Origin of the sequence: Occallatibacter savannae, assembly GCF_003131205.1 — a bacterium.
GTDB lineage: Bacteria > Acidobacteriota > Terriglobia > Terriglobales > Acidobacteriaceae > Telmatobacter > Telmatobacter savannae.
Window position 1 is genome coordinate 362559 of the sequence record NZ_QFFY01000005.1, and the last position, 14327, is coordinate 376885.

10 protein-coding genes are annotated in these 14327 nt (G+C 59.8%); 4 read left to right on the plus strand and 6 right to left on the minus strand.

All coding sequences use genetic code 11. The features are described from left to right. Nucleotides 1–32 precede the first annotated feature (32 nt). Genes DHV10_RS19515 through DHV10_RS19525 form a run of 3 tightly spaced genes read right to left on the minus strand, consistent with a single transcriptional unit; the run spans nucleotide 33 to nucleotide 3667 of the window. Nucleotides 33–896 (minus strand): hypothetical protein, encoded by an 864-nt coding sequence (locus DHV10_RS19515; protein WP_109488065.1) that lies wholly within the window; start codon nucleotides 894–896, stop codon nucleotides 33–35. Nucleotides 897–943: 47 nt separating this feature from the next. Further along, complete coding sequence (locus DHV10_RS19520; protein WP_109488066.1) at nucleotides 944–1426, minus strand: GatB/YqeY domain-containing protein; 483 nt, start codon at nucleotides 1424–1426, stop codon at nucleotides 944–946. Between the two features lie 48 nt (nucleotides 1427–1474). Further along, complete coding sequence (locus tag DHV10_RS19525; protein WP_204101477.1) at nucleotides 1475–3667, minus strand: glycoside hydrolase family 36 protein; 2193 nt, start codon at nucleotides 3665–3667, stop codon at nucleotides 1475–1477. A gap of 201 nt (nucleotides 3668–3868) precedes the next feature. Here DHV10_RS19525 and DHV10_RS19530 point away from each other — a divergent pair, with 201 nt between their 5' ends. The 3 genes from DHV10_RS19530 to serA all read left to right on the plus strand — a co-directional run bounded on the left by DHV10_RS19530 (nucleotide 3869) and on the right by serA (nucleotide 8195). After that, entirely contained in the window at nucleotides 3869–4894 is a 1026-nt protein-coding gene (locus DHV10_RS19530; RefSeq protein ID WP_162601695.1) for a FecR domain-containing protein, read from the plus strand. 211 nt (nucleotides 4895–5105) lie between these two features. Continuing rightward, nucleotides 5106–6287 (plus strand): pyridoxal-phosphate-dependent aminotransferase family protein, encoded by a 1182-nt coding sequence (locus DHV10_RS19535; RefSeq protein WP_109488068.1) that lies wholly within the window; start codon nucleotides 5106–5108, stop codon nucleotides 6285–6287. A gap of 321 nt (nucleotides 6288–6608) precedes the next feature. After that, on the plus strand, nucleotides 6609–8195 hold the full coding sequence (gene serA / locus DHV10_RS19540; RefSeq protein ID WP_109488294.1) for a phosphoglycerate dehydrogenase: 1587 nt from the start codon (nucleotides 6609–6611) through the stop codon (nucleotides 8193–8195). A gap of 61 nt (nucleotides 8196–8256) precedes the next feature. Here the strand turns inward: serA and DHV10_RS19545 are convergent, their stop codons facing one another. The 3 genes from DHV10_RS19545 to DHV10_RS19555 form a co-directional block, all read right to left on the minus strand. After that, entirely contained in the window at nucleotides 8257–8748 is a 492-nt protein-coding gene (locus tag DHV10_RS19545) for a DinB family protein (RefSeq protein WP_109488069.1), read from the minus strand. 74 nt (nucleotides 8749–8822) lie between these two features. Continuing rightward, complete coding sequence (locus DHV10_RS19550; protein ID WP_109488070.1) at nucleotides 8823–11159, minus strand: M56 family metallopeptidase; 2337 nt, start codon at nucleotides 11157–11159, stop codon at nucleotides 8823–8825. Nucleotides 11160–11162: 3 nt separating this feature from the next. Continuing rightward, nucleotides 11163–11588, minus strand: a complete 426-nt coding sequence (locus tag DHV10_RS19555; RefSeq protein ID WP_109488071.1) for a BlaI/MecI/CopY family transcriptional regulator — start codon at nucleotides 11586–11588, stop codon at nucleotides 11163–11165. Nucleotides 11589–11835: 247 nt separating this feature from the next. On the opposite strand from DHV10_RS19555, the gene DHV10_RS19560 reads away from it, so the two are divergent. Next, nucleotides 11836–14283: an ABC transporter permease gene (locus DHV10_RS19560; protein ID WP_109488072.1), complete on the plus strand. Its 2448-nt coding sequence runs from the start codon at nucleotides 11836–11838 to the stop codon at nucleotides 14281–14283. The last annotated feature ends 44 nt before the right edge of the window (nucleotides 14284–14327 follow it).

Consider the following 14327-nt stretch of genomic DNA (forward strand, 5'->3'; position numbering starts at 1 on the left):
GAACGTCAGGGGCCCCGGGGCTCGACAGGAATTCAGAAGCCGTGCTGGAGATGGCCGGAGTACATGGCCTTATCCAGCATGGCTTTTCTATCTTTGTCCTTGTCCTGATCGGTGCCGGCTTTGTCGCCTTTGCCCCACGTCCAGTAGAGGCCTAGATAGCCGTAGTTCTCTGTCTGGCCGGCGATCGAATGGCCGTAGGCGAAAAGAAGCTGCATGGTGTCTTCACCTTTGAGGTGCCAGTATCCGCCCGCATCGAGCATGGTGGACGACTTCGTCTGTGGCGTGACGGGCCCTTCTCCGCCGTGCGAGAATATCTCGGCGGCGAGTTCGAGCTTCTTGGCAACTTCACGCTTGACGAGGAAACCGCCGTAGGGGAAATCGTGGAAACCGGTCTGCGGAACGACAACCTCGCCAGCGCCCCCATCGAAGAGCCACTTCCCGGAGTTCTTCTGCAGCCATACTGGAAGCTTGTACCAGACTTCGCCTACGCCGAGGCCCTTGTCGGCGTTGCCGGTTGGTACTTCAAACATGGTGAAGGTGCCGATCTGCGGAATGTGTTTCGACTCTTTGATGATGGCGATCTTTGCACCGAACTCCATGTCGAGAAGGCCGGTTGCCGATGCATCGTCCGACGGATGGATGCCGCCCCACGGCAGGACCATGTGAAGCTGAACGCGAGGGATGGCGCCCCAGTTGAACTCGAACCCCGGGCCGGCGTAGTCCGTTTCAAGCGGAGTGCCGTCGGTGGATCCGAAGATATAGAACTCGTAGTGTTTGAAATCAACAGGCACCGGATCGTCCACCTGGAAAGGCGGCCCCTGCGCGGAGACGCGCGCGGATGCGCCGAGCGCTACAACGAGCAAAAAGAGAGAGACAGCATGACGGGGAAGGTTCATGACCGCTCCTGTTGAGGAAGACGCGAACAGCTCCGGTTTAGATGCAGCTACCCCGCGAGGGCGTTTTTCACGGCTTCGCTCACTATGCGTCCTTCCGCCCGGACACCAGCCTGCTGGAGTCGCGTCTGCACAGCCTTAATGACAGGGCCCATGTCCTTCGGCGTTGGAGCCTTACCTGTCGCATTGGCGTGTTCTGCGATGACTTCCGCAACGAGAGCGCGAAGGCCGGCTTCGTCGAGAGCCTTGGGCAGGAACTCCTCGATGATGACGATTTCAGCGGCTTCCTTGGCGGCGAGCTCGGGGCGATTGCCTTTGGTGTAGGCGTCGATGGAGTCGCGTCGCTGCTTGATCATGGTGGCGAGCGTCTGCTGTTCTTCGGAGGGAGTGAGCGGACCGCGCTTGTCGATGGACTTGTTTTTCAGCGCGGTCTTGATGAGGCGAAGCGTGCCGGTGCGCTCGGCATCGTGGAGCTTCATTGCGGTAATGACCTGCTGGCTGATCTGCGCTTCCAGTGCGCCTGCTTCACTCATGGGTTTCCATCCTCACTGGTCGATTTTAAACGAGCAGGTTTGCGCGGATCATTTCGCCTCTTCGATGAAGACCAGCTCGGAGCTGAGCGGATTGGCGAGATGTACCCGGGCCCCACGCATCATCAGTTCCCCGCCCTCCGCTGTGCGATCTGGAGCTGACCCGTCATTGCAGTGGAGGCGATAGCGCTTCGTTGTGTCGAGGCCGGAGAGAACGAAGGTGTGATTGTCCTCGTTATCGATAGTCCCGCGGAATGCGAAGAGGACGCCCTGTTTGCGCGCCGGATCCCAGTACTGCATTCCATCCCAGTGAACGCCATCTGGCCGCATGGAAACGTGATAGAGCTGCGCATCGCGGATCAGAGGCCGGATCCTTTCTTTGTAGAGTGCGATCGCGATTTTGGCGGTCTCATGCTGCTCGGGAGTCCACGCTGTCGTGTCGATCATAATCGTGAACCAGCCCATTAAGCCGCTGCGAAGCATGTAGAGGAAATTGTCGGTGTTCGGAGTCGGCCACTTCTCGACGTAGCTCTCCAGCATGGCGGGCGGCAGCATGTAGCTGGTGTCGTAGAAGGCGCGGCGATTCGAGAGTGGGTCGTAGGTGTCGGTTATAGAGAAATAGTCGGCGTGCGCGGCGGACCCGAAGTCGACCATACGTCCGCCGTCGTTGCAGACTTCGAAGATGAGGCCGGGATGCTCGCTCCGCATCTTCGCGTAGATGTCGTAGTACGCGCGTACCGCGTGGTAGCTGACGTCGGTCGCGTTGTCGGCCATGACGAAGTCGAAGCCGGAGTCATGAATGACCTTTTGCGTGCTTTGGTTCGGCGGAGCATGAGGATGATCTCTGCGAATGCATCCCTGCGCAACGAGGTAGCCGTCGTGCTCGAGCATGTCGAGATGGTTGTCGGTGATGATGCGATCGACTTCCTTTTCAAGATAATCGTGCGCCGCCGGCACGCCAAGATCGACAGTCTCGCCTTTAAACTCCTCCGGCTTCCAGTCAGGTGCGAGATCGGTGACGAGCCAGTCGCGGACTTTAGGATCGCGTACGTTAAGCGCGCCGGGTTGCGTGTCGAGGCCGGCCTGTGTCCAGTCAACCCAGAGACCGAAGCGCATGCCTTGCTTGTGCGCCGCATCGGCGATGGGGGCGAGGCCATGGGGAAACTTCCGCGGGTTGGCGTACCAGTCGCCTACACCCCGGAACCACCCGGCATCGACGTGGAACATCTCAAAGCCAAGCTGCTTTGCGTCGGCGATCATGCGGAGCGCGATGGCTTCGTTCACCTGCATGCCGCCGCCCCAACTGTTGTTGACGGTGAGCGGGTATTGCGGATCGCGCCATGTGCCTGGGTTGCCGAGTACGTTGCGCACCCAGGTGTGGAGTTGGTTGGCGGCGCCGTCGGGTCCGCCAGTGAACGTGCCTAAGAAGACCGTGGGCGTCTCAAACTTTTCTCCGGGTGCGAGGCGGGTGCGGAAGGGACCGGGTTCGGGGTTGAGACCGAGGACCGTCTCTACGGTGTTGCCGGTGCGATGGAGGGAGATGCGGGTGCGGCCGCTGAACTCGATGCCCGCATACCAGCCCGATTGCGGCGCTTCAGCGTCGAAGACGAATTCAGCGGGGATAATTTCGCGGGCTTCGCCGGGTTGCGGGAATGCGTAGGTGGAGGATTTGCCGGTCCACGAGTAGCCGTCGGAGATGTCTTCGAAGTGCGTGCCGGTGGCGGAGGGAGTGTCGGCGCCTTTTTCGACGTAGAGGTGGCGGAGTTTTTGTCCGGATTCATAGGGGATCTGCAGGCGCAGCGAGTCAACCATAGGGAGCCATACCTCTTCCCCGCTGAGGTTCTGGACAGTGATGCAGTGCTCGACAGGGCCGTGGTCGCCGCGAGCCTGCCACTCCCACGAGAGGCGGAGATGAGGCGTCGCGGATTCGTAGACAAAAACAACGTGCTTCGTGTTATCCGTTGACCTCGAGATTACGTGCCAGTGCAGTGAGACATCTCTGCCATTGATTTTTACGGCGGTGGGCAGATTCTCAATCGCGTAGTTGGTGAAATGCAGTCTGTCAGGACGATCCAGCAAAGTGAGCCTTGGTCCGTTCGGCGCATCCGTGAGAAACAGTGTCTGATCCGAATTGATTATTAGCGACTGAGGAAGAGTCGTCGTTGCAAGGGCGCCGGTGGTGCATGCTGCCCATGCAAACAGGGAAAGACAGTACTTCAGCCATAGAGCAGATGTTCTCGCCACGCCCAACATCATCGCAGAGTTCGACGCACTCGAAGTAGGTGAGGCTCGCCGGTGATCCCTGACGCGCTTTAGATTCATTGCCAAACGCTCTGTAAAAGCAATTTAGTACATGCTCGCCTAGCTACCCTGGACCGCAACTTTTTGTGTCAACAACGATCTAATGAAACAGAGGTATCAAAGAACATCATGCAAAGCCGATTGATGAAAAGTGCAATGGTTGCGCTGCTCGGCTTGGGGCTCATGGGAACTCCGCTGTTCGCTGCGGACATAAATAATGGGAATCAAGCAACGCAGGCACGGCAGGCCGTTCCGGGAACGGTGAATTACATAGAAGGTGCTGTCTATCTCAACGGATCGCAGTTGAATACGAAAGACCTGGGCAATGTGACCGTTGAGCCGGGGCAGGAGATCAGCACAGAAAAAGGTAAAGCAGAGGTGCTGCTGATGCCGGGCGTGTTTCTGCGGCTCGACGACAACAGCACGGTGAAGATGGTTTCGCCTGACCTGGCGCTCACGCAGGTGCAGCTTGAGAAGGGCCGGGCCGCCGTCGAGGTAGACGAGATCCACGACCAGAACAATCTGCAGGTGATTGATGCGGGCGTGACCACGCGGCTGAACAAGCGCGGCTACTACGAGTTTGACGCCAACCGGCCCGAAGCCATGGTCTTCAAAGGCGAGGCGCACGTGCAGGTGGGCGACAACAAGTGGGAGAAGGTGAAGGGCGAGCACCAGGTCGTGCTAAGCGCTGGAGCGGAACCGAAGCCGCAGAAGTTCGACAAGGACGACGCAAAGGACGATCTCTATAACTGGAATAGCCTGCGCTCGCAGTACATGGCTGAGGCCAATAACCAGATGGCTTCCGAGTACACCGGTCCGTACGCGGGCCCGGGCTGGTACTGGAATCCGTGGACGTTCGGTTACGCCTACATGGGGGCGGGGCCGTTCGCCAGTCCGTTTGGCTGGGGCTTTTATCCCTTCGGCTGGGGTGGCTACTACCCCTACGGCTTCTATGGCGGCTACTACGGGCACCCAAGGGTAATTCACCGCGGCGGGTACGTGGGCGGGGTTCGCCACGGGTATGTGGGCGGTGCGGTGCGCGGGAACCCCGGGCACTTCGGCGGCATGCATAACGGCGGCTCGATGGCGCCTGCAGGTGGTGCGCATCTCGGGGGCGACCTCCACGGCGGGGCTGCGGCCGGTGGCTTTCACGGCGGTGGTCGGCGGTAAACTCCGACATTCGAGAATCCGGCTTCGGGAGCAATCCTCTCGAAGCCTTTTCCTTTGGAAGCGGAGAAAATAGAGAGCTGTACGCCAGTTTTTCACATCGGAGAATTCACAATTCACAAAAATCACAATTTTGTGTATTCTGTGATCTCTAGAGCGCACAACGTCTCGCCGGTTCAGCACTTCAGAATTTCCAGCCCAGAGAGGTATCTCCATGATTCGAAAAACCCGCCTTTATACCCCAGGACCGACCCCCCTGCTCCCGGCGGCGCAGTTCGCTATGGCAGCGGCGGATATGCACCACCGCACGCCGGAATTCCGGGCGCTCTTCCAAAAGGTGTTGGCTCAGCTCAAGGTCTTCGTCGGCACGAAGAACGACGTGCTGCTGCTGTCGAGCTCCGGGACGGGTGCGATGGAGGCTTCTGTCTCCAACCTGACTTCTCCGGGGGACACGGTGCTGGTGCTCACGGCCGGCAAATTTGGCGAGCGCTGGACGGGGCTGGCCAAAGCCTTCGGCTGCGAGCCCGACGTGGTCTCCGCTCCCTACGGCCAGACGTTCGAACTCGGTCAGATCCGGGCGGCTCTGAAGCCGGAGCACCGCGTCGTCTACATGCAGGCGACCGAAACCTCTACCGCCGTAAAGCATGACGTTGAGGCCATCGCGAAGCTTATCAAGGAATTGGCGCCGGAGACGATCCTGGTGGTCGACGGGATAACGGGGCTAGGCACGACGCACTTTGACGTGGATGGCTGGGGCATCGACATCCTGATCGGCGGATCGCAGAAGGCGGTAATGATTCCGCCTGGGCTGGCGTACCTGAGCGTGAGCGAGAAGGCGTGGGCGGCCATGGAAAAGTCGAAGAACCCGCGCTACTACTTCGACCTGCGCAAGGAACGCAAGAACGCCGTCAAGGGAGAGAGCGCTTACACACCGGCTGTTGCGCTCGTAGCCGGGCTCGGCGCTGCGCTCGACTACATCGCCGGACAGGCGGGCGGCGATCTCGAGAAGGGCCGCGACGCGCTCGTGAACAACGCGATTGTGAACGCGGAGGCGACGCGGGCTGGGCTGGTATCGCTCGGCTTCACGCTGTTTGCGCCAACGGCACCTGCAGCTGCTGCAACGGCTGTAGCGGTTCCGGAGGGAATGGACTCCGGAACTGTCGTCAAGGCATTGAAGTCGAAGTTCTCGCTGGTCACGGCAAACGGCCAGGGCGAGATGCAGGGGAAGATCTTTCGCGTGGCGCACCTCGGGTTCTTCGACTATCTGGACACGGTCGCGTTCCTCGGCGCCATGGAGCACATCGCGAAGGACACGCTGGGACTGAAAATCGAGTTCGGCCAGGCAGTAGCGGCGGCGCAGAAGGTTTTTGCTGCGCGAGTGGTCAGTGGTCAGTGATCAGCGGTCAGAACGCTTGCTGAATCCAACATCTTTTCTGATCACTAAGCAACGAACACTGTTCACTGCTCCGCAGGAGCTTCAATGTCCGAACTCACCTTTGGCGAAAAACTAGTCATCGCGCGGCGGCAGCTCGACCTCTTCTCGTACCAGATGGCCGAGTTGCTGGGCGTGCATCCGAATTCGATCACCAAGTACGAGCGGGGAGAAGGGAAGCCGCATGCAGCAGTGGTGCGCATGTTCGACCTCCTCTGTGAAAAGCACAACATCCGTTTCGATGAATTTGTGGCCGGGGCGGACCCAGCTGCCAAGGGAGAAAAGATGAAGATTGTTCTCGCGGAAAAGGTATCCCCCGCAACTCTTGCGATCTTCCAGGCTGAGCCTGGATGGGAAGTTCTGACCCACGACCAGCTGCCCAACGGGCTGCCCTCAGCGCTGGCCGACGCGGATGCTTTGGTTGTCCGCAGCGCCGTGCAGGCAGATGACGCTCTCATGGAACACGCGCCGAAGCTGCGTGTCATCGGCCGCGCTGGCGTAGGCGTGGACAACATCGACGCCGATGCAGCAACGCGGCGCGGCATTGTGGTCATGAATACCCCGGGCGCCAACGCAGTTGCCGTCGCCGAACTGACCATCGGCCTCATGCTTGCGCTCGCGCGAAAGCTGCCGACGGCAAACGCCACGATGCATGCCGGTAAGTGGGAGAAGAAGAGCCTGCAAGGCTCGGAACTGCGTGGAAAGACGCTCGGCATCCTGGGCCTTGGCCGTATCGGTCTTGAAGTCGCGCGCCGGGCGCGCGCGTTCGGCCTGGAAATCATCGGCAGCGATCCGTTCGTTTCCGCAGCCGTCGCGCGTGAAAACGGCATCCGGCTGGTCACGCTCGATGAGCTCTTCGCCGGCTCGGACTATCTCACGCTGCACGTTGGCCTCACGCCGCAGACGCACGGCATTATCAACGCCAAGACGATCGCAACCATGAAGAAAGGCGTGCGCATCATCAACTGCGCGCGCGGTGAACTGGTGGAGGATGAGGCATTGCTTGCTGGGCTCAAGTCCGGCCAGGTTGCCGGCGCCGCGCTCGATGTCTTCACCGTTGAGCCGCCCAAGGACTCGCCGTTTGCTGCGCTGGAGAATGTGATTCTGACTCCGCACATTGCCGGATCGACCGCGGAAGCCCAGGAAGCCGTTGGGGTGCAGATCGCGATGCAAGTGCGCGAGTACCTCAAACTCGGCGTGGTGCAGAATGCAGTCAATCTGCCATCGCTGAGCCACGAGGAATACGTGCAACTAGCTCCCTTCATCGATCTCGCGGGCAGGCTCGGTGCATTCCTGGCGCAGGCGGGCAAGAGCGGCATCGAAGGCATCCACCTTACCTATGGAGGCGCACTCGCGGAGTCGAAGACCGACCTGGTGCGCAACGCCGCAATTGAAGGCTTGCTGCAGGGCTCAGAAAATGTGAACCGGATCAATGCGCTCGCAGTTGCACAGGAGCGCGGCATCCGCGTGCACGAGGAGAAGGAAGAGACTCGGCGCGGCGGTTCGGCAACACTGCTGGCAATCGAGCTACACACAGCCGGTGGACGAAGCCACGCGACAGCCACCGTGATTCACGGCGAACAGCCACGCCTGCTCGAGTTCGACGACATTGATATCGAGGCGCCGCTCGAGGGGAATCTGCTGGTCTGCCGCAACCTCGACGTGCCCGGCGTTATCGGAAAGATCGGAACGATTCTCGGCGAGCAGGGCGTGAACATCGCCAACTTCGCACTCGGCCGCGAGAGAAGCGGAGCGAAACCGGTGAAGGCGCTCGCGGTGGTTCAGGTGGATGCACCGGTGCCGAACAGCACGCTCGATGCACTCAAGACGATTGAGGCGCTGCTCGAGGCGAAGCCGGTACAGCTGGGGTAACTCCCACGTCTAAAGGTCGAGATGTAGGGCGCCCAAAAATCCAAATCCTGACCCTTGCTCTTCAGCCCATCACGCTCTGCTTGCCCAGCCAGGAGCGGATATATGCGGCCTGGCCTACGTGGTAGGTCTCATGCAGAACCATGAAGTTGATGGTCCCGCTCAGCTTGCCATCTGCGCTCGGAGGCCCGGGTTTAGCTGCCGGCGTGTCGAGCAACTCTTCCGTTGCGGATTCGAGAGCATTATGAAGACGCACGCAGCTCTCATCCCATGCGGCAAGCACTTCACTCGGCGACGGAGCATCCGGACACTCAGTGCACTTCTCTCCCCGTGCATAGAGCTTCATCCAAGGCAGTCTCCACTGATCTCCCAGCCGCGCAAGCACAGCGGAGCGCGACCAGATCAGGTGGCCAACAATCCACAGCATGTGATTGGTACGATCGTTCGGGCGCTTGAGCCAGTCCTCGTCGGTGAATCCAGTGAGGCCCTGCTTCAGGAAGTTCGAATTGGTCTTGAAGTTCTGCGAAGCAATTTCGAGCCGAGGCGAAAGGGGCATAAGGATACGATCTCCTTTTTGCCCCTAAGATTACACCTCAGACATGCGCACGAAAATGTCGAACGGAAGTGGAGTTACTGAACCGGACGCGCCTTCCCGTCTTTCATGCTCTCGTCAATGATCGACTTCACTTTGCGATCTGCGTCTTCAGCGATTCTTCCCTGCTGTTCGCCCAGTTCACCCATCTGCTCGCCGAGTTTGCCCATCTGCTCGCCCAGGGCGCCCATCTTCTCGCCGAACTCGCCCTGTTTGGAACCGATCTCGCCCTGGATATCGCCAAGGCGGCCCTGTAATTCGCCGAGCTTTTCCTGCAGTTCACCGAACTGCTCCTGGGTCATGTTCTTCCCCTGATTCGCTTTCAACTGCGCCATTGCCTTTTCGATCTCAGCGATCTCTCGGCTCATGTCGGGAGTGGGAACGCTGGCCTGCTCCTGCTGGTGGCCGATCTCCTCCTGCTGCTTTCCAAGGGCCTCCTGCTTTTTGCCAAGCTCTTCCTGCTGGCGCCCGAGATCTTCCATTGGCTTGTACATCGTTTCTATCCGCGCCAGCGTTGCAGGGTCGTCAATGACGTAAGCCTTGCCTTCACGCTTGAACCAGAGAAAGTCTTTGCCGCCGGCCTGCTGGCGAGCCTTCTCGATTTCGTCTGTATGGATCTGGCCGTTCATAGTGATGTGATCCGATCCTCGAACGATGGCGTAAGAGTCGCCGCCATCGGAGACGTAGTAGCGATATCCCGATCTCTTTCCGTTGTTGTTATTGCTAAGGGTCACGGTTCTGCTGTGCCCGTCCTGCAGAAACGCGAATCCGTGACCACCGCCCACGAGCACACCCGGAGCTACAAGAGCAAACGAGGAATGAGGAGGAAGTGGAGCGAGTTGTGGAACCGTGAGCACCCGAGCGTGACCGGGAGCAGCCGGAGCGATCATCGTGATCGAGCGGCCCGGAGAGCCTGGAAGGACCAGTACGCGCGGTGAAACCGCAATGTGCGCCGGCGGGACCGGAGCTACATCGGCAGGACCTTGTATGTGTGCCGGTGGAGCCACAACATGCGAGGGAGCGCAATCTTCACAGGCCCGTGGAGCGAGCACGTCGTCAGAAGCCGTCGGTGCGAGCGCCGGCGCTGGGAGATTGTCGCTTGAGGATCCCGGTCTGGCGGGCTTCTGTGGTTCCTGCGACACGGGCAGCGCGTCAGGTGCGATGGCCTCCGTTACCGGCAGCGTCACCTTGTCTGGCGCCAGCGCCTGCTGGCTTGCGGCTTCCACGCGAACGAGAGCAGTCGCAATGAATAGAGCGACGGGAACAACGGCAAGCGCGGCCAGTCCCCGGCGGGTTCCAGCAAAGGCCTGGCGAAACGATGCATCGTTGAGAAGGCGTTCAATGCGTTTGGATACAGATCCATTGCGGGCCATGGCAACTCCGATGAGGGTTGGGCGCGGTGCGGCCGCGAATTCAAGCAGGATCTGCGCGTAGGCAGCGCGATCGGAGGCTTCTTCAAGCCCCGCGCGATCGCTGATGGCCTCGGCTAGATCGGACAATTTGCGTTTGAGCCACCAGCCAAGCGGGCTGAACCACACCGCGGCTGCGTAAACTCCGGCGAGCAGTTGCAGGTAGAAGTCACCCTGGCGGATGTGCGAGCGCTCGTGGGCGATCACCACGCGGAGCTTGTTGCTGTCCCAGTTCCTGTAATCAGCGGGAAGTACGATGCTCGAGCCGATGGTTACGGGAGAAGCAACTCTGGTGCTGCTGCGCAGTTTTAAAGATTGGGCAGTCGAGATATGAGACTCGATGACGATCGGCTCTGCGGTGTGCAGCAGGTGTAACGCAGAGTTGAGGCCGTTGAGCAGACGGAGCATGAGTACGCCGGCAACGGCGATGTAGAACCAGAGAAGTCCAGTCAGAATTGTTCTGGCTGTGATGTGCGGAGCAGGCGGAGGCTGCGGGGCAGCTTGGGGGACGAGGACTGCATTGTTCTGCGGCGCGTTCTCTGATTCGTTGAAGCTCACCTTTTCCGGATCGGCAGGTTCGGGTTGGGCGGATGCCGACAGCTGACGCCCGGGGCTATCGCTTCCCACACGTACACCGCTTTCGTCCGCTGACGATGCAGTCTGCGTGGATGGAGTCACTTTTGACGCAGGCTTCGGCTGTGGTGAGGTCTTGATGCGCGCCTGCAATTCTTCAAGCAGCGTCTGCGGATCTTCCGGGATGACGACGCGCACGTTGGCAGGCAGCACGCTCCAATGCGCCGCATAGGGCAGCAGCATGGGCATGCCCAGCGCCGAGACGAGCACCAAGCCCCAGGCGGCCTTCTGCGCAAGGACGTTCTTGATGCCGAAAAGACGAAGTCCCGCCCATACGGCAAGGGCAAGGAGAACGGAACGAAGGGCAGCTTCCAGCAATAGTGAGGAGATCATGGATTAGGCCTCCTTATTCGGCTTCCCGGAATGGTTCGACTTCGCAGATTGCTTCTGCGCTTCCGCGATTCGCGCTGCAAGGCGCTGGAGTTCGGCGCGGTCGAGAACTTTGGAGTCGACCATGCCGACAAGCAGAGCCTCAACCGACCCATCGCAGAACCAGTCCACGATACGCTTGACTGCCCGGCCGGCTACCTTCTGCCGTGACTCGGCAGGCCGGTAGATAAACGTGCGATCTTCGACGCTGTGGGCCAGGTAGCCTTTCTCTTCAAGGCGCCTTAGAACAGTGCGAACGGTGGAGTCCTTCAGCGGCCGATCCAGCTCTTCGCGTACGCGCTCCGCCGTGATCGCGCCGAACCGCCAGATGATCGACAAGACTTCCCGTTCCAGTTCCCCGAGTTCGGCGGGATCATGAGTGTTACTCGCCATAGTGTTACAGACTGTAACACAAAGTCTGCGGGTAGCGGAAAAGAATTTTTGCGCGGCTTTTTGTGACGAATGGTGACGAGCCGAATTTCGGACACGTTCGGTCGAGCTCACAGCGTCGGTGCGCGGCATCACCTTTCCGGCGCCAGCCGTGCAGCCTGTGCGTCATCACAGTGCGCGAAACCCCGAATCATCTACATTCGAGGGAACTTTCCGTGACTGGTTGTCGTTGTCGGTTGAAGAGGAACCTATGCAGACGTGGCTACAGAATCTTCGTTTCGCTTCTCGCAGTCTTTTAAAGGCGCCGGGGTTTTCTTTGGTCGTGATCATCTCGATCGCCCTGGCTTTTGCCGCGAATGCCACCGTCTTCAGCGTCGCCAACGGCCTGCTGTGGGGTGTGCTGCCCATCAAGAACTCTCAGGACGTGGTGATGTTCTCGGAAGGGCGTTCCTTTTCGTACCCCGATTACATTGACTACAACGCGCAATCGGGTGACATTTTTGAAGGCGGCGTTCTGGCGCACTTTCCCTTGATTCCCGCCAGCATGGGCGGCAAAGGAACCCCTGAGCGTATCTGGGGCCAGACGGTGAGCGGAAATTTCTTTCCGGCTCTGCAGACTCCCATGGCTCTGGGACGGCCGATCCTGCCCGAGGATGATCGCGTGCTGGGCAGCGGGCATGTGGTGGTGTTGAGCCATGCGCTCTGGAAGCGACGCTTTAACGGGAATACCGGGATCATCAATCAGCAGGTGGTGCTGAACGGGCATAGCTACACCGTCGTAGGCGTCGCGCCTCCGGGGTTCTACGGCGTTGATCGAGGGATTGTCTCGCAGTTCTGGGTCCCGCTGAGCATGACGGAAGAGATGATGCCGGACCTCGCAGGCTTGGCAGGCAGCCGCAATAACAGGGGCAGCAACTGGCTCATGCTGGATGCGCGGCTTCGTCCGGGCGTGAGCCGGGCCCGAGCTGCCGTGCTGATGAATGTCGTCAAGAAGCGGCTCGATGATGCGTATCGGAAAGACGAGAAGAATCATGAGAAACTCACGCTCCAATCAGCCGGAGCATTGATTGCGGGCTCAATTACGCCGGCATATGCGCTGATGGGCGTGCTGATGGGCGTGGTGACGATGGTGCTGCTGGTAGCGTGCGCCAATGTAGCGAACCTGCTGCTGGCGCGTGCTACAGGCCGACAGAAAGAGATCGCGATACGGCTCGCCATGGGGGTGGCGAGGCGCCGGCTGGTTCTGCAACTGCTGACCGAGAGCCTGCTGCTTGCGCTTGCCGGAGCGGCAATCGGCTTTGCGCTGGCGGCAGTCGCAGCGCGCGCAATTTCGAATTTCAGATTGCCTCTTCCCTTCCCGATTGTTTTCGACTTCAACGTTGATTTGCGTGTAGCGGCATTTACACTCGGGCTTTCTATCGTCACAGCTCTGCTGTTCGGCCTGGTGCCGGCGTTGCGCGCATCGAACCCGGACCTCGTCTCAGCGCTGAAGGACTCCTCGCCGACGCTGGGGCATGAAGGGCGCTCGCGGCTGAGGAACTCGCTGGTTGTGGTGCAGGTCGCGCTGTCGCTGGTGTTGCTGGCAACTGCGGGCCTCTTCCTGCGCAGCCTCGGTAATGCGTCTTCCATCGATATTGGATTCACGCCGGACAAAATGCTGCTGATGAGCGTTGATCTGAAGTTGCAGAACTACTCGAAGGAGAAAACTGCGGAGTTCCTGAAGCAGCTTCGCGAGAGGAGCGAGGCCGTGCCTGGAGTGCGGTCGGTCAGCTTTATGAGCGTGGTGCCACTCAGCCTGGGCACTGCCAACTTCGATTTCGAAGTTCCGGCGAGCAAGGATCACGGCGCCAAGAAAAGCAATGCAAATGTGAATAGCGTGGGTGCGCGCTACTTCGAGACGATGAGCATTCCATTGCTGCGCGGTCGCGATTTCAGTGTGCCGACTGACGATGAGCACGCCGCAATCATCAATGAAGCGATGGCCGCTGACTTGTTTGCGGGGCAGGATCCGATTGGCCAGACATTCAGCGATGAGAAGAAGGCGAAATACACGGTGATTGGCATAGCGCGGAATTCGAAGCTGCGTACCATCGGTGAGCAGCCCGTCAATTGCGTCTATCTTCTACTCAATGCGGCACCACAGAAGGCGATCAGCTTCTTCGGGATCACAGTACTCGTAAAAACCAGCGGCGATCCCGAACGGGCATCCAGGGCCTTGCGCGAGCAGATCGGGGCGCTCGATCCCAATATGGCGATCTTCAACTCCGAAACGATGAACGATCACGTCAACAAAGCACTGCTGCTGCCGCGCATCTCCGCTCTGCTGCTCGGGATCTTCGGCACAGTTGGCCTCACGCTCGCATCGATCGGGCTGTACGGCGTGATGAGCTACTCAGTGCGGCGCAGGACGCGCGAGATCGGGATCAGAATGGCGCTCGGGGCAAAGCCGCCCATGGTGCTGGGGATGGTCTTTCGACAGGGGATGATGTTGACCGGTATCGGCCTCGTGATTGGAATTGCGATCTCGCTGGTGCTGGGGCGTTTTACCGCAAGCCTGCTCTACGGAACCAGCGGTTCAGATCCGCTCACGTTCCTGCTCGTCTCATCGATCCTGCTGGTAACGTCGGTCGTTGCGATCCTGGTGCCTGCGGTTCGAGCCGCCCATGTGCAGCCAACGATCGCGCTGCGTTGCGAGTGATGGTGCAAAGACAGAAACGCCGGGATTAGCTCCCGGCGTTCCGA